Source organism: Hahella sp. CR1, assembly GCF_029813005.1.
Classification (GTDB): Bacteria; Pseudomonadota; Gammaproteobacteria; order Pseudomonadales; family Oleiphilaceae; genus Hahella.
This window is the reverse complement of the sequence record NZ_JAPELK010000013.1, coordinates 18,434-40,359: the sequence shown is the minus strand read 5'-3', so window position 1 is coordinate 40,359 and position 21,926 is coordinate 18,434. Positions and strand designations below refer to the sequence as shown.

Annotated in this window: 20 protein-coding genes; 14 read left to right on the top strand and 6 right to left on the bottom strand. The window is 54.9% G+C overall.

The features are described 5' to 3' along the window. Window positions 1-163 precede the first annotated feature (163 nt). Window positions 164-1,210, bottom strand: a complete 1,047-nt coding sequence (epmB, locus tag ONV78_RS25505) for an EF-P beta-lysylation protein EpmB (protein ID WP_279507237.1) — start codon at window positions 1,208-1,210, stop codon at window positions 164-166. Between the two features lie 84 nt (window positions 1,211-1,294). Here epmB and efp point away from each other — a divergent pair, with 84 nt between their 5' ends. Continuing rightward, window positions 1,295-1,867 carry an elongation factor P gene (gene efp / locus ONV78_RS25500; RefSeq protein ID WP_011399132.1) on the top strand — a complete coding sequence of 191 codons (573 nt, stop codon included), beginning with the start codon at window positions 1,295-1,297 and terminating at the stop codon, window positions 1,865-1,867. A 107-nt stretch (window positions 1,868-1,974) separates the two neighbouring features. After that, complete coding sequence (gene epmA / locus ONV78_RS25495) at window positions 1,975-2,931, top strand: EF-P lysine aminoacylase EpmA (RefSeq protein WP_279507236.1); 957 nt, start codon at window positions 1,975-1,977, stop codon at window positions 2,929-2,931. A 49-nt stretch (window positions 2,932-2,980) separates the two neighbouring features. Here epmA and asd read toward each other — a convergent pair whose 3' ends face one another. From asd to ONV78_RS25480, 3 genes are all read right to left on the bottom strand, one after another. Further along, window positions 2,981-3,871, bottom strand: coding sequence for an archaetidylserine decarboxylase (gene asd / locus ONV78_RS25490; protein WP_279507235.1), 891 nt, complete (start codon window positions 3,869-3,871; stop codon window positions 2,981-2,983). 39 nt (window positions 3,872-3,910) lie between these two features. Further along, window positions 3,911-4,735 (bottom strand): rhodanese-like domain-containing protein, encoded by an 825-nt coding sequence (locus ONV78_RS25485; RefSeq protein ID WP_279507234.1) that lies wholly within the window; start codon window positions 4,733-4,735, stop codon window positions 3,911-3,913. Window positions 4,736-4,859: 124 nt separating this feature from the next. Beyond that, window positions 4,860-6,587: an HDOD domain-containing protein gene (locus tag ONV78_RS25480; protein ID WP_279507233.1), complete on the bottom strand. Its 1,728-nt coding sequence runs from the start codon at window positions 6,585-6,587 to the stop codon at window positions 4,860-4,862. Between the two features lie 95 nt (window positions 6,588-6,682). Between ONV78_RS25480 and motA the strand changes: the two genes are divergently transcribed. Then, the gene (gene motA, locus ONV78_RS25475; RefSeq protein ID WP_127968928.1) at window positions 6,683-7,534 is read left to right on the top strand and encodes a flagellar motor stator protein MotA; all 852 of its coding nucleotides are present in this window, start codon (window positions 6,683-6,685) and stop codon (window positions 7,532-7,534) included. A gap of 53 nt (window positions 7,535-7,587) precedes the next feature. Continuing rightward, window positions 7,588-8,574 (top strand): flagellar motor protein MotB, encoded by a 987-nt coding sequence (motB, locus tag ONV78_RS25470; protein WP_216735113.1) that lies wholly within the window; start codon window positions 7,588-7,590, stop codon window positions 8,572-8,574. A 6-nt stretch (window positions 8,575-8,580) separates the two neighbouring features. On the opposite strand, the gene rsgA is transcribed toward motB, so the two are convergent. After that, the gene (rsgA, locus tag ONV78_RS25465) at window positions 8,581-9,627 is read right to left on the bottom strand and encodes a small ribosomal subunit biogenesis GTPase RsgA (RefSeq protein WP_279507232.1); all 1,047 of its coding nucleotides are present in this window, start codon (window positions 9,625-9,627) and stop codon (window positions 8,581-8,583) included. A gap of 178 nt (window positions 9,628-9,805) precedes the next feature. On the opposite strand from rsgA, the gene orn reads away from it, so the two are divergent. Next, window positions 9,806-10,354: an oligoribonuclease gene (orn, locus tag ONV78_RS25460; RefSeq protein ID WP_216735111.1), complete on the top strand. Its 549-nt coding sequence runs from the start codon at window positions 9,806-9,808 to the stop codon at window positions 10,352-10,354. On the opposite strand, the gene queG is transcribed toward orn, so the two are convergent. Next, window positions 10,343-11,467, bottom strand: a complete 1,125-nt coding sequence (gene queG / locus ONV78_RS25455; protein ID WP_279507231.1) for a tRNA epoxyqueuosine(34) reductase QueG — start codon at window positions 11,465-11,467, stop codon at window positions 10,343-10,345. The genes orn and queG overlap by 12 nt on opposite strands. 156 nt (window positions 11,468-11,623) lie before the next feature. Between queG and ONV78_RS25450 the strand changes: the two genes are divergently transcribed. The 9 genes from ONV78_RS25450 (at window position 11,624) to hflC (ending at window position 21,837) form a co-directional block, all read left to right on the top strand. Beyond that, window positions 11,624-13,114, top strand: coding sequence for an NAD(P)H-hydrate dehydratase (locus ONV78_RS25450; protein WP_279507230.1), 1,491 nt, complete (start codon window positions 11,624-11,626; stop codon window positions 13,112-13,114). A gap of 5 nt (window positions 13,115-13,119) precedes the next feature. Continuing rightward, window positions 13,120-13,599, top strand: a complete 480-nt coding sequence (gene tsaE, locus ONV78_RS25445) for a tRNA (adenosine(37)-N6)-threonylcarbamoyltransferase complex ATPase subunit type 1 TsaE (RefSeq protein ID WP_279507407.1) — start codon at window positions 13,120-13,122, stop codon at window positions 13,597-13,599. Between the two features lie 29 nt (window positions 13,600-13,628). Continuing rightward, the gene (locus ONV78_RS25440; protein WP_279507229.1) at window positions 13,629-14,951 is read left to right on the top strand and encodes an N-acetylmuramoyl-L-alanine amidase; all 1,323 of its coding nucleotides are present in this window, start codon (window positions 13,629-13,631) and stop codon (window positions 14,949-14,951) included. A 154-nt stretch (window positions 14,952-15,105) separates the two neighbouring features. After that, a complete protein-coding gene (mutL, locus tag ONV78_RS25435; protein ID WP_279507228.1) occupies window positions 15,106-16,950 on the top strand; it encodes a DNA mismatch repair endonuclease MutL in 1,845 nt (614 codons plus the stop codon). Then, window positions 16,950-17,948: a tRNA (adenosine(37)-N6)-dimethylallyltransferase MiaA gene (miaA, locus tag ONV78_RS25430; RefSeq protein WP_279507227.1), complete on the top strand. Its 999-nt coding sequence runs from the start codon at window positions 16,950-16,952 to the stop codon at window positions 17,946-17,948. Before mutL ends, miaA begins: the two co-directional genes overlap by 1 nt. Before the next feature lie 133 nt (window positions 17,949-18,081). Beyond that, complete coding sequence (gene hfq, locus ONV78_RS25425) at window positions 18,082-18,333, top strand: RNA chaperone Hfq (RefSeq protein WP_011399116.1); 252 nt, start codon at window positions 18,082-18,084, stop codon at window positions 18,331-18,333. Between the two features lie 17 nt (window positions 18,334-18,350). Continuing rightward, a complete protein-coding gene (hflX, locus tag ONV78_RS25420) occupies window positions 18,351-19,643 on the top strand; it encodes a ribosome rescue GTPase HflX (protein ID WP_279507226.1) in 1,293 nt (430 codons plus the stop codon). Between the two features lie 146 nt (window positions 19,644-19,789). Next, window positions 19,790-20,953 (top strand): FtsH protease activity modulator HflK, encoded by a 1,164-nt coding sequence (hflK, locus tag ONV78_RS25415; RefSeq protein WP_216735104.1) that lies wholly within the window; start codon window positions 19,790-19,792, stop codon window positions 20,951-20,953. Beyond that, window positions 20,953-21,837, top strand: a complete 885-nt coding sequence (hflC, locus tag ONV78_RS25410) for a protease modulator HflC (RefSeq protein WP_216735103.1) — start codon at window positions 20,953-20,955, stop codon at window positions 21,835-21,837. Before hflK ends, hflC begins: the two co-directional genes overlap by 1 nt. Window positions 21,838-21,926 lie beyond the last annotated feature (89 nt).

Genomic DNA, 21,926 nt, shown 5'->3' with positions numbered 1-21,926 from the left:
TGCTTTTAGAATAGCAAAGATTCTTCAAAGGGAGTGGAGGGGCCTCCAAAATCCCTTCTTTTGCAAACTTTTACGATTAACATGGGTGTAACACAAAGCGACAAAAAGTTACATAACCAGTCATCCCTGTCAAAACTTTTTTGCGCCGCGCCTTTGTCCTTAATTAGGCGAAGATGGGCGTTTTGGAGGGGGCTCCGGGGATTTCTCTGACTAGGCGCGGAACCAAGTAACCGGGTAGTTTGGCTCTTAACGCTTGCATTAAAGAAGAAAGGCGTTCGTCGCCACAGTCAAAATGAGCGGCGCCCTGAACTTTGTCGAGCTGATGCAGGTAATAGGGCGTAACGCCGCATTCAAATAATCTCTCGCTAAGAGCGGCCAGGGTGGGGGCGTCGTCATTAACGCCCTTAAGCAGAACGGTTTGGTTCAGCAACATATGGACTGCCGGGCGCAGTCGCGCCAAAGCCTGTTCCACGGAGCCATCCAGCTCTGCGCTGTGGTTAGCGTGGATAACCATGATGGTTTTGAATGGACGGTCCGAAAACAGGTCCAGTAGTCCTTGATCAATGCGATCAGGCAGCATGATTGGCAGACGCGTATGGAGCCTTACCTTGCTGATCTGCGGCAGCTCTGCGATGAGAGTGAGCAACTCATCAAGAACAGAGTTATTCAGCATGAGCGGATCACCGCCGCTGAGAATGATCTCACTGACGCTGTCGTCGCCCGGCAAACTCGCCAGGGCTTCCTTCCATTGCGCGCGGCTTTGGCGATGTTCGCTATAGGGGAAGTGGCGTCGGAAGCAGTAACGGCAATGGATGGCGCAGGCGCTGGTGGTAATGAGCAAGGCGCGGCCGTGATACTTCTGCAAGATGCCTTTGGAGGCGGTGTAATCCGCTTCGCTCAGCGGATCGGCGCTATAGCCGGCCATTTCCTGCTGCTCTAGATGCAGTGGCAGCACCTGAAGTAATAGAGGGTCGTTCGGGTCGCCTTTCTTCATGCGGCGCACGTAATCGCGAGTCGCCCGCACCGGAAACTGCGCATGCCCGGTAAGCGCGTCCTGCAATAGCGCTTGCGGCAACTCCAAAAGCGACAGCAGTTCCTGCGGCGACTTGATCATGTCGACGATTTGCTGGCTCCAGGAGAGTGAGGGGGCGGATTGGGCGTCAAGTTTCGCGTCGCAGACTTCTACTGCAACCGGATTTCGGGCTATCATTTACAAATTTGCACCACAAGTCAGGTTCTGACCGAATTTTAACATGCGTCGCCGTCTGGCGATCATTCTGTTTCAAGAGGAAGTATGGCCAACTATTCTACCAACGAATTCAAATCAGGTCTCAAGATTATGCTGGACGGAGACCCTTGTTCCATTATTGAGAACGAGTTTGTCAAACCCGGAAAAGGGCAGGCGTTCAACCGGGTCAAGTTCCGTAACCTGAAATCTGGCCGCGTCGGTGAGCGTACGTTCAAGTCCGGTGATTCTGTAGAAGGCGCGGACGTTGTGGATCTGGATATGGAATACCTGTACACCGACGGCGAATTCTACCATTTCATGCTGACGGATGGCTCTTTCGAACAACATGCGGCGGACGTTTCCGCTGTTGGCGACACCACTAAGTGGCTGAAAGAACAGGACGTTTACACCGTGACTTTATACAACGGCGCGCCGCTGTCTGTATCTCCGCCCAACTTTGTAGAGCTGGAAATCGTTGAAACTGATCCCGGCGTACGTGGCGACACCGCTCAGGGCGGCAGCAAGCCCGCCAAGTTGACCACAGGCGCGGTGGTGGCTGTGCCTTTGTTTATTAACCAGGGCGAAATGATCAAAGTCGACACTCGCTCCGGCGAATACGTGAGCCGCGTTAAGAGCTGATAACGCCGCACAGACCTTTTTAAGGCCGCGTGTTGACTCATGGAAAGGCGGATTCGTTGGAATCCGCCTTTTTTTATTGTTTCAGACTGATTTTTTCTTATTCGACTATGCAACAGCCCGACTGGCGTCCAAGCGCCACAATCGACACCCTTCGCAAAAGAGCTGATTTTATTAAGCGCATACGCGCTTTTTTCGATGATCGGCAAGTCTTGGAAGTAGATACGCCTTTGCTGAGCAGCGTTACTGCGACCGACCTCAATCTGGACAGTTTTGACGTCATCAGTGCGGACCCTGAACCTCGCTATCTGCTCACCTCACCGGAGCATGCGATGAAGCGCCTGCTCGCCGCGGGTTCAGGGCCCATCTACCAGATTACCCGGGCGTTTCGGCGCGGCGAGTTCGGGACTCGTCATAATCCGGAATTCGCCATGTTGGAGTGGTACCGTCCCGGGTTTTCGCTCCAGGATCTGCAGCGTGAGGTGGAGGAGCTTCTGGCCAGTCTGGGCTACGAAGAAAAAGCGGAATGCATGAGTTATCGGCAGGCGTTCCAGCGCTTTGTCGATCTGGACCCGTATCGGGCGGAGACCTTTGTGTTGCAGGAGGCTGCGGCGCAAGTCAGCGGCATGGCTGCGTCAGAGCTGAGTCGGGATGAGGCGTTGGATGTGCTGATGACTCACCGCGTTGAGCCGGCGTTGAAACCCTTGGGTGCGGTGTTTATCCGTGACTATCCGCCGAGTCAGGCGGCGCTTGCCAGAGTCGGTGAAGACGCCGAAGGCGATGCGGTGGCTTTCCGCTTTGAGCTGTACATCAATGGAGTCGAAATCGCCAACGCCTATGACGAGTTGATAGACCCGGTTGAGCAAAGACGGCGCTTTGAAGAAGACAATCTCGCCAGGTCAGCGGCGAAGAAACCGGTTATTCCGGTGGACGAGCGTTTACTGGCGGCGCTGCCTGATATGCCGGAGTCCTCTGGCATTGCGTTGGGCGTGGATCGGCTGTTTATGGTGCTCGAAGGGAAATGCCGGTTAGAGGATGTGTTGGGGTTTCCGGCGGACAGAATCTAGCTGAAGCGTCGCGGCGACAGACCGGAGCGGCCTGTCGCCCGTCGTCATATTAATCCGTTATTTGCTCGTCAACGGCCGTAACGGTCTGCAAAATTTCACCCAGGTCTTCGCCCAGGCGCACTGGCGTCTCTGCTTTGAAGCCTTCGCGCCAGCGCATGGAGCCTTTAGGGAAGGTCATCACAACAGTTGAGCCCAGGCAGAAGCGTCCCATTTCTTCGCCGCGCTTGATGGTGACTTCGCCTGGCTTGTAGGTATAGCTGCGCACTGTTTTGCCCATTGGTGCCACGCGGCCGGCCCACACCGTTTCCACGCTGGCGACGATCATGGCGCCGACCAGCGTCATGGACATCGGTCCCAGTGGCGTGTCAAAAATGCACACGACGCGTTCATTACGCGCGAACAGCGCAGGCACGTTCTCGGTGGTCAGCGGGTTGACCGAGTAGAGTTTGCCGGGAACATAGATCATCTCCCGCAGTTCGCCGTCTATCGGCATATGGATGCGGTGATAGTCTTTGGGGGACAGATAAATGGTCGCGAATTCGCCGCCAATAAACGGTTGCGCCCTTTGCAGGTCGCCTCCCAACAACTCGACGAGACTGAAGCTATGGCCTTTGGCCTGGAAGATTTTGCCATAGTCGATGGAGCCTGCCTGCGATACAGCGCCATCCACCGGCATCACCAGTCGTGAGGCGTCAGGATGGATAGGGCGTGCGCCATCCTTTAACGCCCGGGTAAAAAAGTCGTTGAAGCAGGCATAATCTTCCGCAGACGGAAGTAACGCTTCCTGCATGTTCACGTTATAACGCTTGATGAACCACTTGATGAAGGTGTTCTTTATAAACGGCGTCCTGGAATCCGCCAGCTTGCCAATGGCGCGCGATAGCGCGTGCTGTGGAGTCAGATGCTGGCTCAGAATAAAAAGACGGTCAGATAAGGACATGTTGTGTTCCGTGCGTAAAACCACCGCAAACGCGGTCTGTCAGGGCTGGTCGATCGGCGTATCGGGGTGGTTGCCCCACTCGCCCCAAGACCCAGCGTAGGCGCGCATATTAAAGCCCAACGCCTTCCCGAGCAAATAAGTCAGTCCTGAGCGGTGATGGGATTGGCAGTGAGTGACGATGCGTTTGTCGGCGTTAAGGCCGAGTGCTTCCAGTTCTTCTTTGATTGCCGTCAGGTCGCGCAGACGCAGACCTGCGGATGGGTCCATCGCCCGGGTCCACTCGTAATTAACGGCGCCGGGAATATGGCCATTGCGCATGGCGGTTTGACGTACTCCCTGGTATTCCTGAGGCGATCGGGCGTCCCATATCGCCAGTGCGGAGTCGCCCAGCTCAGCCTGTAACTGGTCCAGAGTCGCTGTGGGCTCTGAGCGCAACTGAATCTCGTAATCGCTGGGAGTGACGCTGGGCTCCTCACGAGTGAGCGGGCGACCTTCGTCATGCCAGGCGACCAGACCGCCGTTCAAATAGCTGTAACGCTGAAATCCGATGCTATCGAGCAGCCAGATCATCCGGCCGGCCCAGCCGCCGCCTTCATCGTCATACACCACTACGTGGCTGTCATGACGTAACCCGATGTGTTGAACAATGGCTTGCAGCTGAGACTTGTCCGGTAACAGGCCTGGCGCGGGCGGGCGGCCATATTGCGTCGCCCCCGGTGGAATATGAATCGCTCCCGGCAGATGCGCAGCCTGATAGTTCTCAGTCCGGCATAGGTCGACGAGAATCAGGCCGGGCGAGCCAAGCAGCGGTTCCAGCTGTTCGGGTTCGAGAATTAGCGGCAGGGAGTCCAGGGTATTCGCCATCGGGATGCTCTCTCTTGGTCGGGCGTTTGGATATTAAGAAGCGCCGTTGCGTAGCAGGTCGCGCGGTCGTTGAAAGCCTCGGATGTTAGCAAAAGCGGCTAAGAGCGCATAGCGCTTTCAGAGGCTAGCTCTCCTGATTCTTATTCTGTTGATTGCGTACGGCGAAATGGTGCAGAACATGAGAGGCTGAGCTACAGACGTGCTTAAAGCTTTCGTACTCATACTCGCTGAGCGGCAGGCTATCCAGGCCGGCGTCTGCATAAAACAGCGCGACGGGACGGGTTTTCACGAACAAGGACATGAGGAAGAAGTCGTCCATCTTGTTGAGCGCCTTGAAGCTGTCGGGAATCATGGCTTTTACTTTGGGAGAACTGCCGGGTTTGACCCAAAGGCTGGAGGGTTTCTCCATCAGCTTGCTGAACAGACTGGCTTCCGTCAGGTCCAGGTCGATGCGGGGCAGGTCGGGACGGTCTTCCGCGCCCACGGCGTAATACCCCTTGAGACGCGTGCGTTTAGTGTTGATCAGGGCAATGACGCAGGTATGCAGGCCCACCCCGTATTTCACGCAACGGGCGGCGTTGTTCATGAGAAAGGCGATGTCCTTAAACTGATGCGGCGACTGCAGCATCATGTTCGTCAGCTCAGCGTAAAGATCCCGGTTGCCGTGGCGTAGCTTTCTGACGTCGGCCTGGGCGGTCTGGCGAGGAGGCGGAACGGTTTTTTCTCTGGGTTTAGCTTGCTCGCGGACAAAGGGTTCTTCTGTCTCATCCTCTTCGACAAGCGGCGGAGGCGGCGCGGCGATTACCGGCTCTTTTCGTAGGGCAGGCTTGGGTTCCTGAGCGGGCGAGGGAATGACAACCGGGGCTTCCTCCTCCTGACGAACGAGAATCTTGGGATCCCACAGGAGCGACTCCGCCAGTCGGTTGCCTGAGGCTAAGGGGTGCAGGCGCGCCGATTCAACGGCGATCAGGTGCGTTTGCCGAATGACTTCGCTGAGAGGGCTGTTCAGATACACCGCCAACACTTTGCTGAGGCGGTTGAATATGCTGCTGCGCCAGTCGAGTTGGGCATGAAAGGCAATGAGATTACTCAAGCCGACAATGAATTCCGGCCTGTTCACAAACAGGCGCAGGTCGCGGTCTTCTGACAAATCGCCGGAACCGGTGCTTTTGTAGCGTCGGGAGATGCGCACGAGCTGTTTCATCAACGGCAGGTCATGCAGATAGTGTTCGTCGACGGCCGTTTGCGGCAAGGCGAACGCCTCCTGGATTTTGCTCCAGACCTCAATAAAAGGGGCTCCAAATACTTTTTCTTCAACAGAGCGGCGATGTGTCGAAGAGTGCTCGAGCCTCTGTGTCCAGGCCTGCATTTTCTTGGGCGTGAAGCGCCATAAATACCAGGTTGGCGCGCCCCAGAACAGGCCGCCCCAGAAATATTCCTCTTCTTTACCTTTATGTTTGTGGGCGGCGATGTAAGAGGCGAGATGGCCGGCGAAAAAGCTGGTGGCGATGGCCTGATGATAGCGTCGCACTGGCTCTTCTTTATCTGATTCCGGCGGAGGGGTTTCCTGTAGCAGTTTTTCCAGAAACTCCACTCCCAGCAGGCTGATGGCGTGGGCCAGCGTCTTTACCAGGCTTTCGTCGCTGCGAATCGCCACATTGGCTTTTCCGAGCACGGTGAGCGCCAGCACAGGGTCATTTTTGATGAAGTCGCTCATCCCCTGATAGGACAAGGACGATTTGCTGAGCAGTCCCAACAGAATTTTATTGGTGGCGGTAACGGGAGGCAGCGGTTTTTTAACCAACTGATCCACCCACGCCATGGATTGTTGGGGCGGTGCGGTATCCTGCATAAGTATTTGTGAAATCGCCGGTTTTGATCTTAACTAACAATATAAAAGTAGTTAATAGTGGCTGCCTTGTCACTTAAGCAGAGAATGTTCCTGGTATGCTTTTAATTCTTGGAGTGATCGTCGTTCTGGCCAGCGTGTTGGGCGGATATGTGTTGTCGCACGGGGAACTGGCCGCCCTGTGGCAGCCTTTCGAATTAATCATCATCTGCGGCGCGGCGCTGGGCGCTTTCCTGATCTCCAACCCGTTCAAAGTCATCAAGCAGATATTCCAAGCCGTTCCGAAAATGATCATGGGGTCGCCTTTTAACCGGGTGGTCTATATGGATCTGCTCAGCTTGCTCTACGATTTGTTTGATAAAGCGCGACGCTCCGGCGTCATGGCGATAGAAGCGGATGTGGACGACCCTCTTAACAGCGAGATCTTCAACCGTTATCCCGCCATCGTGCGGATGGATAAGCTGCGAGACTTCATTACCGATTATCTACGTATTGTCAGTACCGGCAACATGGCGCCTCATGAGCTGGAAGGTTTGATGGATCTGGAGCTGGAAACCCGGATGCAGGAGCTGGAAAAGCCCGCCGATGCGGTGAATCGCGTAGCGGACGCCCTGCCGGGATTCGGGATTGTCGCTGCGGTGTTGGGAATTGTCATCACGATGAAATCACTCGGAGGGCCGCCTGACCAGCTGGGCGTGCATGTCGCCGCTGCTTTGGTGGGGACGTTTCTGGGGATATTGGCGGCCTATGGCTTTGTCGGTCCAACCTCTCACGCCATGCATCACTTGGCGGCGCAAGAAATCAAAGCCTATGAGTGCGTCAAGGTCAGCATACTGGCGACCATGACCGGCCTGGCGCCGCAATTGGCCATCGAATTTGGGCGCAAGGCCCTGAACTCGGACGTACGTCCCAGTTTTCAGGAGCTTAATGATTACGTCCGCTCCAAATAGGTGGCGGCGATCATGTCTGAAACGCGCTGGCTTGAATACAACGGAGGCGGGATATGATGGAGGAACGCCCGCCGATTATCGTTCGTCGCGTCCGCAAGGGGCATCACGCTCATGGCGGCGCCTGGAAGGTGGCGTTTGCGGACTTCGCCACCGCCATGATGGCGTTCTTTTTGGTGTTATGGCTGAGCGAGGCCGCCACGGAAGATCAGAAAGAGGCGATCTCTGGCTACTTCACCGATCCGATTGGTTTTGAACAGGGCGGCAGCCCGTACGTCATAGACCTGGAAGGTAGCGTTACGGTGACGGTGACCCAGGACACCGCCGGTAAGCCGCAGGATCAGCCGGAAGTGCGCATGCGCGAGGACACCATTCAGGACCTCGCAGCGCAACTTGAGCAGCAGAAGCTGACTCGGCTGATGCAGGAAATCATGACGCAGATCGAGAAAAACCCCAAGCTGAATGCATTTAAGGATCAGCTGTTGCTGGATATTACGGATGAAGGCTTGCGCATTCAGATTGTCGATAAACGGCAGCGTCCCATGTTTGACAGTGGCCGCTCGGAACTCAGACCTTATTTCGAGGAAATCTTATTTGAACTGGCGAAAAGCATCGCCAAAGTCAGGAATAAAATCAGCGTTTCCGGCCATACCGACGCCCAACCCTTTCTGGGGCGGGACAATTACAGCAACTGGGAGCTTTCGGCGGATCGCGCCAACGCCGCGCGCCGCGCGCTGGTGGAAGGAGGGCTGCCGGAGGGGCGTATGGCGCGAGTAGTTGGGCTGGCGTCCTCCGTGCTATACGACGAGAAAGACCCATACAACCCGGTTAACCGTCGCATTTCTATCCTGGTGTTGAACAAAAAGACGCAAGAGGATATCGAGGGCGCCGAACAAGCGGACAGCGCCATCTCCACTTCGGATTTACTGGAAGAGCTGGATCGCACTCTGGACCGTCAGGGGCGCAAACCGGAATTCGATCCAGATAAAGATCTGCCTGTAGACGATAAGCCCGCGCCGAACACAGATGGACTGACCTGGTAATCAGCCCTAAAGGTTCTCCTCGTGGATGTCCTGTTCCTGCAGCGATTCCCTGATGCGCAGAAAGCTCTCCATGCGGCTGCAAAGAATTTCACCGCTTTCCTGCGCTGACTGCAGGGCGCAACCGGGTTCCTGAAGATGCCGGCAGTTACGGAAACGGCAATGGCCGAGATGGGGGCGAAACTCGACGAAGCCGTCTTCCAGGGTGCGCTCATCAATATGCCACAAGCCGAACTCCCGGATGCCGGGGGAGTCGATCAAGTCGCCGCCGGAGGGGAGGTGAAACAGCTTGGCTGTTGTGGTGGTATGCGTGCCTTTGCGAACATTCTCCGACAGATCGCCCACTTTGACGTCCTCGTCCGGTAACAACATTTTGATCAATGAGGACTTCCCAACCCCTGATTGACCCACAAAGATGCTGGTCTTATGCGCCAGATGTCGCTTGAGGTCATCCAGGCCGGATTGAGTGTTGGTGGATGCGTCGATCCAGTCATAGCCCAATTGCTGGTACTGATCTTTGAACTGTTGCAGCGTGTCGCGGTTGGCGTCGTTGATCAGGTCTTGCTTGTTGAGGATGATCAGCGGGGGAATGCCAACGGCTTCCGACGCCACCAGGTAGCGATCAACCAGATTGTGGTGAGGCTCAGGCTCCGCGGCTATAACAATCAGAATCTGATCGATATTGGCGGCGATAGGCTTCAGCTGACCGAACTTGTCAGGACGCTTCAAGGCCGACTCCCGGGGTTGGCGGGCGACAATGACGCCGGAATTGTCCGGGCCGGCGCGCCAGATTACTTGGTCGCCAGTGACCAGGGAGTCAATATTGGCGCGGACGTAACAGCGAAATATCTGGCCTGCGTGCGGCGGCTCCAGCGCTTCGACCGCGAGTTGCTGGCCGTAGTGGGCGATGATAAGCCCCTCTTGTTCCGCCGACAGTTCTCCTCCGCTCAGTTGGCTTTCCAGTTGCGTTTCCTTGCGGGTGGCGCGTTTGGTGCGCTCGTCCTGGATCTTCTGGATGCGCCATTTTTGCTGTTTGCTGAGTTTTCGCTTCGCCATAATCGGGGGGCTTAACTATCCTATGAACTACACTAGTTTAATATACAGCCTGATGGCCTTGAGTATGCATGCGGCTGGCGACGTAAGGCTTACAAACGGTTATGGATGCCGCTACACTGCCTGATTTTTCTGATGTCGCCGTTTGACGCCGGTGCTACTGTAAAACGATGGAGAAGTTATGTCACGTCGCGATAACCTGATTTGGATCGACTTGGAGATGACCGGACTGGATCCGGACTCGGACCGAATTATTGAAATGGCGGTGGTCGTCACCACCAGCAACCTGGAATTGGTCGCCGAAGGGCCGGTTATCGCAGTGCATCAGCCAGACAGCGTATTGGCGCTCATGGATGACTGGAATCGCAATACACATGGGACCAGCGGGCTGACGGACCGGGTCAAGGCCAGCACAATCGGAGAAGCTGAGGCGGAAAAACAGATGCTGGATTTTCTGTCGCAGCATGTAGACGCGGGCTGCTCCCCTATGTGCGGCAACTCCATTGGCCAGGATCGCCGCTTTCTCGCCCGCTATATGAAGGATCTGGAAAAATTCTTCCATTACCGCAATCTGGATGTCAGCACCCTTAAGGAGCTGGCCCGTCGCTGGCGGCCGGAAGTGGCCGCAGGAATCAAGAAAAAAGGCTCTCACCAGGCGTTGGAGGACATCAGGGAATCAGTCGAAGAGCTGCGTTACTATCGCGAACACTTCCTGCGCTTAACGGACTGACGTTTTTTCCGCTTCTTGCCGCTCCGCCATATCCGCGAGCGGCTCGCCATGTTGCGTCAGCGCCCAGCGCACATGCTCCTGAACAATGGCGGAAGGGTGCGATAGCTTCTCCTTCAATGCAGCAATGATTGCTGGCGATGTTGGCGCATTGCCGAGCGCCACGGCGATATTACGCAGCCAGCTTTCATGCCCTGTACGGCGTATCGCTGATCCTTCCGTGTTGCTGAGGAACTCTTCCTCCGTCCATGCAAATAACTCCAGCAATTCCGCACTGTCGAGACGATGGCGGGGCGAGAAGTCCTTTTCGCCGGTCAGCCGGGAAAACTTGTTCCAGGGACAAACCATCTGACAATCATCGCAGCCGAAGATGCGGTTTCCCATCATTGGTCGAAGGTCTTCGGGGATTTTGCCTTTTAGCTCTATCGTTAAATAGGAGATGCAGCGGCGGGCGTCCAGAACATTGGGCGCTACAAATGCTTTGGTGGGGCATAAATCCAGGCAGGCGCTGCAACTTCCACAATGGTTTTTGGGGTAGGGCGGGTCGACGGGCAGGGGCAGGTCGGTGAACAGCTCGCCAAGGAAGAAGTAAGATCCCGCTTTGGGGTTGATCAGCATGGTGTTTTTGCCGATCCACCCCAAGCCGGCCTTCTGCGCTAACGCCCGCTCCAGAACCGGCGCGCTGTCAACGAAGACACGATAGGCGGACTCCGTAATTTCTTCCTGTATGCGCTTGCCCAGCTGAGCGAGACGTTTGCGCATGAGCTTGTGATAGTCTCTGCCTACGGCGTAGCGGGAGACATAGGCGTTCTGATCTTGCTCCAGACGCGCTTGCGCTTCTCCCTTTTTTTCCGGCCAATAATTCATGCGTACACTGATGACGCGCAGTGTCCCGGGTAACAACTCAGCTGGGCGGCTGCGTTTGTCGCCATGGTCGGCCATGTACCCCATGGCGCCATGATAGCCCTTGCTCAGCCAGTCTTTGAGCGCCTCTTCGTGGCGGCCGAGATCGACATCGGTGACGCCGCACTGCTGAAATCCCAGCTCTTGCGCCCACTGTTTGATGTCGCCCGCCAACTGGTTAAGTTGAGATTGGCTGTAAGTTTCGTTCGTCATAAGTTACCGCTTTAATCCAGGGGGCTATTGTGACACATCGGCGCATGGTTGTTTACGAAATGGTCTTTTTCGAGTATTTTGCTAAAATTTACATACGTATAGCGCTATTAATTGAAGTGGATTCTTGAAATGTCACCTGTGCGGGTCTCCCATCCTATGCCGAAGGACCTATTCACAGCGGCGCAAGTGCGTCAGCTCGACGCGTTGGCCATACAGTCCATGGCGGCTGAATACGGCTATGAACTCATGCAACGTGCAGGGCGTTCAGCGTTTCGCGCGCTGATGCGTCGTTGGCCTGAAACGGCAAGGTTGACCGTGCTATGTGGTGGCGGCAATAACGGCGGTGACGGCTATGTGGTGGCTGAACTCGCGCGCCGTCATAATTTGCAGGTCGAAGTATTCGCATTGAGCGATCCCCAAAAATTGCAAGGTGAGGCGGCTCAGGCCTTCGCGAGTTGCCGCGCGGTCGGCGTTGATGTGAGTATGTGGTCTCCTGACTCCTCTATAAGCGGCGATATCATTGTCGACGCCATGCTGGGAACAGGACTATCCGGCGCGGTGCGTGATGACTATGCTGCGGCGATTACCGCTATCAATGCGGCTGTTAAGCCGATCATCGCCCTGGATATTCCCTCCGGCTTGTGCGCGGATACGGGTATGCCTCTGGGGGCGACCGTGAATGCGGCGATGACGGTGACCTTTATTGGTATGAAGCGAGGGCTGCTGACAGGCGAAGCGCCTGACTATACCGGCGAGCTTGTATTTGACGAACTGGACGTTCCCGCTGACATTTATAGTAAAATCCCCGCGGCCTGCCGGCGTTCTGACTTTTCACTGGCTGTTAAATTGGCTCCACTCAGAAAGCCATCGTCGCACAAAGGCATGTTCGGCCGCGTTCTGGTGGTTGGCGGCGATAATGGTTTTGGCGGGGCTGCTATCATGGCGGCGGAAGCCGCTTATCGCGCTGGTTGTGGACTGGTGTCCTGCGCCACCCGCGCCGCACATGTCGGCGCCGGGCTATCTCGACGGCCTGAGGCCATGTTTCGGGAAATCAACAGTCGTGGTGAGCTTTTGACCATGCTGGAGTCGGCGGATGTGATCGCTTTGGGCCCTGGGCTGGGTAAGGAGCCCTGGGGGCAAATGTGTCTGCAAACATGTCTGGATGCTGGTAAGCCCATGGTCGTCGACGCTGACGCCCTGAATATGATTGCCGCGCGTAAGCATCAGCTCAGTCCTCACTCCTTAATGACGCCGCATCCAGGAGAGGCGGCGCGTTTGTTGGAGTCTTCGGTGGCGGATGTAATGCGGGATCGTTTCGCGGCGGCGCGAGAATTGGCGAAGACCTATAATTGTCATGTCTTGTTGAAGGGCCTCGGTACCGTGTTGGCGGCTCCAGACCAGGAAGAGCAGGTCGTCGTACAGGCGGGCAACCCGGGAATGGCGTGCGGTGGTATGGGCGATGTATTAACCGGTCTTGCGGCGGGATTACTGGCGCAGGGCATGACGCCGTTGGCGGCGGCTGAACTGGCTGCGGCCTGGCATGGCGCGGCGGCGGATTCAGCGACGGAAAGTGTAGCGCAGGCCTCTTTGATGGCCGGCGACTTATTAAAGCAGTTAGGGTCGGTAATGCGTGAGGCGACGGTATGACGCAGATGCTTTCATCCAGGCAGGTAATAGCTCCTGATGATGAGGCGATGGCGGTATTGGGCGATGAGTTATCGCAATGCTTCGCTGCGCCCGGAGTAGTTTATCTGCAGGGACAACTAGGCGCTGGCAAAACCACGCTGACGCGCGCCATGATGCGTGGCATGGGATATTCAGGTTTGGTTAAGAGTCCCACCTATACTCTGGTCGAACCCTATCAGCTGGAAGACAGGCTGGTTTTTCATTTTGATCTGTATCGATTGGCGGATCCGGAGGAGCTGGAGTTTCTCGGTATCCGCGATTATTTCCATGAAAATTCGATTTGTTTGGTGGAGTGGCCGGATAAAGGCGCTCCATTGTTGCCGGAGCCTGACTTGACGGTCGATATTCAAGTGCTGATGAAAGGCCGCAGAATTAAACTGCTGGCGCACACTACGCGAGGCTGTCAATGGCTGGAGGCGTATGACGCAAAGCAGTCCCGGGAGTAACGATTATACTGGGCAATGAGGTTTACAAGATGACAGTAGCGCTCAGACTGATATTACTCAGTGTGATACTGATTTCTTCCGTTGCGGGAGCGGCCACGGTCAGTAATGTCCGTGTATGGCCGGCCCCTGACCATACTCGTTTGGTTTTTGATATGAGTGGACCGGTGGATCACAAGGTGTTCGCTCTGTCGAAGCCGGATCGACTGGTGATTGATATTTCACAGGCTTCTTTGGAGACTGACTTTTCCGCCGTCAGTTACGAAGGTACGCCGATTCAACGCATTCGTAGCGCCCGCCGCGGCTCCAAGGATCTGCGCGTTGTGCTGGACCTCCGGGAAAGCGTAAACCCGAAAAGCTTTGCGTTGCAGCCGAACGATCAATATGGGCATCGTTTGGTGATTGATCTGTACGGATCAGGTGGGGCGCAGCAAGTCAAAAAGCAGGCTGACGATCATGCGCAGAAGCGCGATATCGTGGTTGTGATTGACGCTGGTCACGGCGGCGAAGACCCGGGCGCTCTAGGACCTAGAGGCATTCGCGAAAAAGATGTGGTGCTGGCGATCTCCCGTGAACTTCAGGCTTTGCTGGATCAGGAGCGCGGCTTTTCCAGCCGGCTGACCCGTAAAGGCGACTACTTTATACCTTTGCGCAATCGTACTGCCCTGGCTCGCGAGTACAATGCCGACTTGCTGGTTTCAGTGCATGCTGACGCATTCAAGAGCCCGGACGCCAGCGGCGCCTCCGTCTATGCGCTTTCTAAACGCGGCGCCACCAGTGAAACGGCGCGTTGGCTGGCGGAGAAGGAGAATACGTCTGACTTGATTGGCGGTGTTGGCGGCGTGAGCCTGGAAGATAAGGATCAGGTGTTGGCCGGCGTGCTGTTGGATTTGTCCATGACCGCCAGCCTGAAAGCCAGTCTTACCGTGGGCGACAGCGTGTTGAGGTCCGTCAGCGGCGTTTCCCGTCTGCATAAGAAAAGAGTGGAGCAGGCGGGGTTTGTGGTATTGAAGTCGCCGGATATCCCTTCCATTCTGGTTGAGACGGGCTTTATCTCTAACCCCTCTGAAGCGCAGCGGCTGAAAACCAGCAAGTATCAGAAGAAAATCGCCACAGCCATATATGGTGGGCTGCAAAAGTATTTCGTTGACGCGCCGCCTCCGGGCACGCTGCTGGCTTGGCAAAAGCAGTCCGGGCAAGGCAAGGTGGGGCAGACCTATGTCATCGAGAAGGGCGATACGCTTAGCAGTATCGCCCAGAGAAACAACATCAGTCTTAACGATCTGATGAATCATAATGGGCTGACCACGGAGTCCCTGCGGATTGGTCAGGTCCTGATGATACCCGCTACCTGATAACGCCTCACGCAGATGAGCCGGCGCGCTTTGAGCGCCGGTTCTGTTGTCCTTGCACATCTGTTACCATCTGCGGCAATTGCTCGCCTACGCTAAGACATGGTTTATTTAGCGCAGAGGCGACTCACTTCCTGATAATTTGCCGAAATACCCGATGTCGAAGATTCATTTACTTTCCCCTCGATTGGCTAACCAGATTGCTGCGGGTGAGGTTGTCGAGAGACCCTCCTCAGTGGTGAAAGAGTTGGTGGAGAATGCGCTGGACGCTGGCGCGCGCAAAATAGAAATCGATATTGAGAGTGGCGGCGTCAAATTGATTCGAATTCGCGATGATGGTGGCGGTATACAGCGGGAAGACCTGCCGATGGCCCTATCTCGTCACGCCACCAGCAAAATTGAAACGCTGGAAGACCTTGAAGCTGTCGCGACATTGGGCTTCCGAGGCGAAGCGCTCGCCAGTATCTGCTCCGTGTCCCGTCTCTCCCTGACGTCGCGTCCGCAAAATCAGGGTGAGGCATGGAAGGTGGAAGTAGAAGGGCGTGACATGAAGCCGGAAATTTCACCGGCGGCCCATACTCCCGGCACCACAGTGGAAGTCCGTGACCTGTTTTACAATACCCCGGCGCGCCGTAAGTTTATGCGTACAGAAAAAACAGAGTTCGGGCATATTGAAGAAATTATCAAGCGGCAGGCATTGGGCCGGCTAAGCGTCGCGTTTACCTTGCGGCATAATCAGAAGGTCGTGCACCAGTTACGTCCAGCCGGTTCGGAAGAGGATCACGTTCGTCGCATCGGACAGCTTTGCGGCGCAAACTTTATTGAGAGCGCGATTCCTATCAATGTTTCAGCATCGGGATTGTCATTGAGCGGGTGGGTGGCCAAACCCACGTTTTCTCGCAGTCAGGCCGATTTGCAGTACTTTTTCGTCAACGGTCGGGTGATTCGCGATAAGCTGGTGGCCCATGCTGTGAGGCAGGCTTATCAGGATGTGCTTTATCATGGGCGTCACCCCGCCTTTGTGCTCTATCTGGAGTTGGACCCCGCCACGGTTGACGTGAATGTGCATCCCACCAAACACGAAGTGCGTTTCCGCGAAGGCCGCATGGTCCATGATTTCCTGTTTCGCAGTTTGCATCGGGCGCTGGCCGAAGTGAAGCCGCAGATTGCCGCGGCGGAGGCCATGCCGGTCGCGGAAGTGGAGCAGGAACGTCCCGTAATGCAATGGCCAACGCAGGATGTATTGCCTCTAAGGCAGCAGCCGGCGGCGTCTGGTTTTTCGATGGTGGGAGCGCCCTCTGCGGGCGCTGTGAGGGAGCAAATCTCCGCCTACGGGCAATTGCATGATAATTCAGGACTTGGCGATATGTTTGGTTCCGCCCAGGCTGGAACTGCGCCTACGATGGATAATGCCGCAGAGGCCCCCCTGGGGTATGCGATTGCGCAATTACACGGGGTGTTTGTATTGGCTCAGAATGCGCAGGGTATGGTTCTAGTCGATATGCATGCGGCGCATGAGCGTATTGTCTATGAGCGGATGAAGCGCTCACTACACAATAGTGGCGTGACCACTCAGCCCATGCTGGTGCCGATGAATCTGGCTGTCAGTCGCCGGGAGTCTCTGGCGGTAGAAGAAAACGCAGAGACATTGCGTCAGTTGGGTTTGGAAATCACAGTCGCCGGCGTAGAGTCTATAATTGTTCGGCAAGTCCCGGCGTTATTGCGGAACGCAAACGTTGAAGCTCTGGTGCGGGATGTTATTGCGGAATTGGCGGAGCATGGCTCCACACGCAAAGTGGAGGAAACCATGAATGAGCTGTTGGGGACTATGGCTTGCCATGGTGCGGTTCGGGCCAACCGACAGCTGACCATTGCAGAAATGAATGCGCTATTGCGGGACATGGAAGATACTGAGCGTAGCGGGCAATGTAACCACGGCCGGCCAACATGGGTGCAGTTGACGATGTCTGAGTTGGATAAACTGTTTTTGCGGGGTCGATAGTGTCGGATAAAAAGGCGCTTCCGCCTGCCATACTTTTAATGGGGCCAACCGCTTCTGGTAAAACGGACCTTGCTATGGCCCTGAGCGAGCGTCTGCCCTGTGACTTAATTAGCGTTGACTCCGTCATGGTGTATCGCGGCATGGATATTGGCTCCGCTAAGCCTGATCCTGAAACGTTGGCGCGCTACCCTCATCATTTGATTGATATTCGCGACCCGGCTGAACCTTATTCCGCCGCAGAGTTTCGCACTGACGCCTTGCGCCTGATGGAGCAAAGCGTTAATGCCGGACGCATCCCTCTGCTGGTAGGCGGCACTATTATGTACTATAAAGCTTTGTGCCAAGGGTTGGGTGATATGCCCAGCGCAGACGAGAGTGTAAGGGGAGAGATATTGGCTGAGGCCGAACAGATTGGCTGGCCGGCGCTGCATGAGCAGCTGCGCCAGGTTGATCCAATAGCGGCGGCTAAAATTCACCCGAATAACCGTCAGCGTATTCAGCGCGCATTGGAAGTGTACCGACTGACAGGAAGGCCGCTCTCGCATTATTGGGCGGCGGATGGGGCGAATCCGGAAAATGAGCTCAACTGGGACAGTGTGAATGGCGCAGCTTTGCCTTACAATGCGCTAAACTTAGCTCTGGCGCCCGTTAAGCGAGAAGATTTGCACGCCCGTATCGCCAAACGCTTTCAGATCATGCTGGAGCAGGGTTTGTTGGATGAAGTCGAGCAGTTGCGCCAGCGTGGCGATTTGAATGTAGAACTGCCCTCAATCAGGGCGGTAGGCTATCGTCAGGTGTGGTCTTATCTCGAAGGTGAGTTTGGCCGGGAAGAAATGGTGGAAAAAGCGACTGCGGCAACTCGTCAGCTGGCGAAAAGACAAATGACCTGGTTGCGTTCCTGGTCTGAGATAAATTGGCTGTCTGCAGATGATACACAATTAGTCGAAGCCGCTATGCGACTGATTTCACAACGGTTACAATCGTGTAATCCACTATAGGTCAGATCGCAGGTTAGCGCTATACTATTACGCAATGCTGTCAAAAGTGCTGGCAAACCGTCCCTGGTGATAATACATACACGAGTTAGTAATTTAATCACCGATAATTAGAACTAAAAGTAGGAGAATTCCAATGTCAAAAGGGCAATCTTTACAAGACCCTTATTTAAATGCGCTACGGAAGGAACGCATCCCGGTATCCATATTCCTGGTAAACGGCATCAAACTGCAGGGACAAATTGAATCGTTCGATCAGTTTGTAATTCTGTTGAAAAACACCGTTAGCCAAATGGTTTACAAGCACGCTATCTCCACCGTCGTCCCTGCCCGGAACGTACGTATCGCCGCTCAAGGCGAAGGAGAGAACGAAGCATCTAACGCTTAATGCGGAGCAGCGCCTGATTGTTTGAGCGTCCTAAAGCGGGTGAGCGGGCTGTACTTGTTCACCTGGATATGCTGGAAGAAAAAGATCGAGAAGACCCTCGCGAGCTTACGGAATTAGCTTTATCGGCCGGCGCAGAGCCTGTTGCGCTGGTCACCGGAACCCGTAATCAGCCCAGTCCGCGCTATTTTGTCGGCAGTGGTAAGCTGGAGGAAGTCAGGGCGGCGGTAATTGAGCACGAAGCGGAAGTCGTACTGTTCAATCATTCTCTTACTCCTAGTCAGGAACGAAACCTGGAAAAGGATCTGCAAGTGCGGGTTCTGGATAGGACTGGCCTGATACTGGATATTTTCGCCCAGCGAGCGCGCACTCATGAAGGTAAGCTTCAGGTGGAGCTGGCTCAGCTTGAGCACTTGTCTACGCGACTGGTGCGGGGTTGGACCCACCTTGAGCGTCAGAAAGGCGGTATCGGTTTGCGCGGGCCGGGTGAGACCCAGCTCGAAACTGACAGACGACTCATTCGTGGTCGTATCAAATCTATACACAAGCGCTTGGAAAAGGTTCGCAAGCAGCGCGAACAAGGCCGGCGCGCGCGTCGTCGGGCGGAAGTGCCCACCATTTCTCTCGTTGGCTACACAAACGCCGGCAAATCCACCCTTTTTAATCGTATGTCCTTGTCCGATGTTTATGCCGCGGATCAGTTGTTCGCAACTCTTGATCCGACTCTGCGGCGTATAAACCTGGAAAACTACGGCCCTGTGGTTTTGGCCGACACGGTCGGGTTCATCCGGCATCTTCCTCACAAGCTAGTCGACGCGTTTCGCGCGACATTGGAAGAGACGTGCAATGCTTCGTTGTTGCTCCACGTCGTGGATGCGAGTGATCCAAAGCGCAGGGAAAACATCGAGCAAGTTGAGGATGTTTTAAAGGAGATCGGCGCTGACGATATTCCTTCTCTCTTTGTCTTCAACAAAGTGGATCGGCTGGAAGCTGCTGAGCCTCGCCTGGAGCTAAATGAAAATGGCGAGCCGGTTCGTGTCTGGGTTTCCGCAGTTACCGGAGACGGTCTTGAGCTGCTGGAGCAGGCGACCGGAAAGTTATTGGGCGCTGACATGGTCGACGAGACGCTTTGCATTCCTCCTGCGTTGGGCAGGTTGCGAGCCAAGCTTTATGAAAGAGAGGCGGTGTTGTCGGAAGAGGTGAGGGAGGACGGCTCCTTTTCTGTGCATATAAAGATGCCGAAAACCGACTGGCTGCAAATAGCGCATAAGGAAGGCGTGAAACTTGAGCAGCTTACCGGACATGTCTGCTAAGCTCAGAAGTTGTGCGTATCGACTATCTGGGCGCGCTGCATTGTATGTCGGCGTTATCTTAATTACATTTCAGAACCTTGCCGATCGAGACATAGATAAATAGTATTACGCGCAAGCTTTAAATCTTCACAACGAAGGGGAATAAAATGGCTTGGAATGAACCAGGCGGAAATAATAATCAGGACCCATGGGGCTCAGGCCGTCGCGGCAACAAAAATGACGGACCGCCGGATCTGGATGAAGTCATTCGCAAAGGTCTGGAGAAAGTCGGTGGATTGTTTGGCGGCAAGCCTCGAGGCGGCTCTTCCGGTGGCGGCGGAGTTTCTGGCGGTGTGGTGGCGATTATCATCGTTGTCTTGGTGCTGCTTGCTGCCTCCAGTTCCGTTTTCCGTGTAGATGAAAAAGAAAACGCAATTGTGCTGCGCTTTGGTAAGTATCTGGATACGCGCCAGCCTGGTCTGCAATTTAAAATCCCCCTGATCGACCAAGTCTTTATCGAGGAAGTCACCTCGGTTCGCAATCAGAAGAAAAAAGGTCACATGCTGACGGAAGATGAAAATATCGTTGATATTGATCTGACCGTTCAGTACGTCATTGGCGACTTGCGTAAATATACTCTAGTGATGCGCGACCCCGTTACGACCTTGGACTTCGCCATTGACAGCGCCCTGCGTCACGAGGTTGGTTCCGAGTCAATGGATAAAGTTCTGACCGAAGGACGTGCGATTTTGGCGATTAACGTGCAAGACCGTTTGCAGCGTTACCTTGATTTCTATGGCTCTGGCATTGAGGTGAAGAAGGTCAACATCAATGCCGCACAGCCTCCTGCCGCAGTTAAGTCCGCGTTTGAAGAAGTTCAACGTGCGAAAGAGGATGAGCAGAAGGTTATCAACCGAGCGCAGGCCTACAAGAATCAGGTCGTGCCTGAAGCAAGAGGTAAGGCGCAACGGGTTATTGAAGAAGCCAAAGCTTATCGGGATCAGGTAATCGCACAGGCTGAAGGTGAAACCCAGCGTTTCTTGAAGGTGCTTGAGATCTATGAGAGTGCGCCAGCGGTAACTCGCGAGCGTTTATATATCGATACGATGGAGAAAGTTCTGTCCGGCAGCAGCAAAGTGTTGGTGGATCAAGGGCAAGGGAACAACATCATGTATCTTCCATTGGATAAGATGCTGAATCGCGCAGATGCGGCTCCCGCAGCGGGCGCTATTATTCCGCGTAATGTCGATACGGGCTCCAGCGGCTCTTCCCGTGCGGTGGAGGATTTCCGTTCCCGTAACGAAATTCTGAGCAGAAGCAGGGGCCAATAATGACTACAAGATTTGCAATTTCTCTCGGCGCTATCTTGCTGGCCATCATTGTCGTCATGCAAGGCGTATACATTGTTCCAGAAACTCATCGAGCCGTATTGCTGCGCTTTGGCGGTATGGTCGAATCCGATATCGGAGCTGGGCTTCACTTCAAAATTCCTTTTGTGGATGTGGCTCGTAAGTTTGATATCCGTGTGCTGGTCATGGATTTGCCAACCAAGAGTTACCTCACTGGTGAGCAAAAGCCGCTGGATGTCGACTCATATGCAACATGGCGCATAGTAAATGTGGGGCAGTTCTATCGCTCCACTGCCGGCGATGAAAATAATGCCGTGCGCCTGCTGGAGTCGCGTATCGATAACGGTCTGCGCGATCAGTTTGGCCGTCGCACTATGCATGAAGTCGTGGCGGGCGAGCGGGAAGAGCTGATGGAAGAGCTGACCAAGAGTCTGGATCAGATTGCTCGCACTGAGTTTGGTATTGAAATCAACGATATCCGCGTTCGTGCGATTGAGCTGCCAACTCGCGTCAGCGACTCTGTTTACGAGCGGATGGAGTCCGAGCGTCTAAAAATTGCTCAGCAACATCGTTCGCAAGGTGAAGAACAAGCCGAAGCCGTACGCGCGGCGGCGGATGCTGAAAGAACAGTTATTGACGCGAATGCGTATAAAGAAGCGGAGCAGATTCGAGGCGAAGGCGATTCCGTCGCTTCCAGAATCTACGCTGACGCATTCAGTAAAAATCCTGAGTTTTACTCTTTCTACCGGAGCATGGGCGCTTATGAGCAGACCTTCTCCAGTAAGGGAGACTTGCTGATTCTGCAACCGGATAGCGAGTTTCTTAGGTACCTGAAACAACCACAAGGCGCTCCCCAGGGGAATTAACCCCGCCTTAAAAAGCATTGGGAAGCCGCCGAAATAGTGGTAATATTCTGCAACCGGGAACTATCCCGGTTTTTTTGTGATTAAATACT

Coding starts and splice junctions, on each gene's coding strand:
- epmB (WP_279507237.1), bottom strand. CDS start 1,210: ATGATAGCCCGAAATCCGGTTGCAGTAGAAGTCTGCGACGCGAAACTT.
- efp (WP_011399132.1), top strand. CDS start 1,295: ATGGCCAACTATTCTACCAACGAATTCAAATCAGGTCTCAAGATTATG.
- epmA (WP_279507236.1), top strand. CDS start 1,975: ATGCAACAGCCCGACTGGCGTCCAAGCGCCACAATCGACACCCTTCGC.
- asd (WP_279507235.1), bottom strand. CDS start 3,871: ATGTCCTTATCTGACCGTCTTTTTATTCTGAGCCAGCATCTGACTCCA.
- ONV78_RS25485 (WP_279507234.1), bottom strand. CDS start 4,735: ATGGCGAATACCCTGGACTCCCTGCCGCTAATTCTCGAACCCGAACAG.
- ONV78_RS25480 (WP_279507233.1), bottom strand. CDS start 6,587: ATGCAGGATACCGCACCGCCCCAACAATCCATGGCGTGGGTGGATCAG.
- motA (WP_127968928.1), top strand. CDS start 6,683: ATGCTTTTAATTCTTGGAGTGATCGTCGTTCTGGCCAGCGTGTTGGGC.
- motB (WP_216735113.1), top strand. CDS start 7,588: ATGATGGAGGAACGCCCGCCGATTATCGTTCGTCGCGTCCGCAAGGGG.
- rsgA (WP_279507232.1), bottom strand. CDS start 9,627: ATGGCGAAGCGAAAACTCAGCAAACAGCAAAAATGGCGCATCCAGAAG.
- orn (WP_216735111.1), top strand. CDS start 9,806: ATGTCACGTCGCGATAACCTGATTTGGATCGACTTGGAGATGACCGGA.
- queG (WP_279507231.1), bottom strand. CDS start 11,467: ATGACGAACGAAACTTACAGCCAATCTCAACTTAACCAGTTGGCGGGC.
- ONV78_RS25450 (WP_279507230.1), top strand. CDS start 11,624: ATGCCGAAGGACCTATTCACAGCGGCGCAAGTGCGTCAGCTCGACGCG.
- tsaE (WP_279507407.1), top strand. CDS start 13,120: ATGCTTTCATCCAGGCAGGTAATAGCTCCTGATGATGAGGCGATGGCG.
- ONV78_RS25440 (WP_279507229.1), top strand. CDS start 13,629: ATGACAGTAGCGCTCAGACTGATATTACTCAGTGTGATACTGATTTCT.
- mutL (WP_279507228.1), top strand. CDS start 15,106: ATGTCGAAGATTCATTTACTTTCCCCTCGATTGGCTAACCAGATTGCT.
- hfq (WP_011399116.1), top strand. CDS start 18,082: ATGTCAAAAGGGCAATCTTTACAAGACCCTTATTTAAATGCGCTACGG.
- hflK (WP_216735104.1), top strand. CDS start 19,790: ATGGCTTGGAATGAACCAGGCGGAAATAATAATCAGGACCCATGGGGC.
- hflC (WP_216735103.1), top strand. CDS start 20,953: ATGACTACAAGATTTGCAATTTCTCTCGGCGCTATCTTGCTGGCCATC.